Annotated in this window: 1 protein-coding gene; it reads right to left on the bottom strand. The window is 35.8% G+C overall.

Annotated features, from left to right (window positions below):
* The coding region (locus B3J44_RS07620) for a DNA topoisomerase (protein ID WP_286967535.1) at nucleotides 1-584 on the bottom strand (584 nt) is incomplete at both ends.

The raw sequence follows: 584 nt of genomic DNA, 5'->3' as shown, positions 1-584 counted from the left end.
TGCTGTTGATTATGCGGTAAATTGTTCTGAATTCCAGTTGGAATAATCGCATGGTGATCGGTTACTTTTTTATCATTGAAAACCTTTGGCGATTTTTTGATTTTTTTCTCCAAAATAGGCTGAGTCAATTCAGCATAATTGGTTAATTTCTGGAGAATTCCAGGTACTTTCGGATAAATATCTCCTGGTAAAAAAGTCGTATCAACTCTGGGATACGTAATTACTTTTTGCTCATATAAAGTCTGTGCAATTTTCAATGTTTCTTCGGCCGAAAAGCCAAATTTTTGATTGCAATATACCTGCAAACCTGTTAAATCGAAAAGTTTTGGAGCATATTCGTTTCCGTTCTTTTTCTCGACAGAAACAATTTCGAAATCACTTTCCTTGACTTTCGCTGCTATAATTTGTCCATCTTCTTGGTTTAGAAAACGGCCTTCTTCATAACTAAAAAGTGTTTCTCTATATAAAGTCTGCAATTCCCAATACGGCTGAGGTTTAAAGTTTTCGATTTCTCTAAAACGCTCTACAACCATTGCTAATGTTGGTGTCTGTACGCGTCCGATAGACAAAACTTGTTTGTAGCC

The organism is Flavobacterium sp. UBA4854, from assembly GCF_002399805.1.
Lineage (GTDB): Bacteria > Bacteroidota > Bacteroidia > Flavobacteriales > Flavobacteriaceae > Flavobacterium > Flavobacterium ginsengisoli.
The sequence above is the reverse complement of the archived record's forward strand: the minus strand, read 5'-3'. Positions and strand labels throughout refer to the sequence as shown.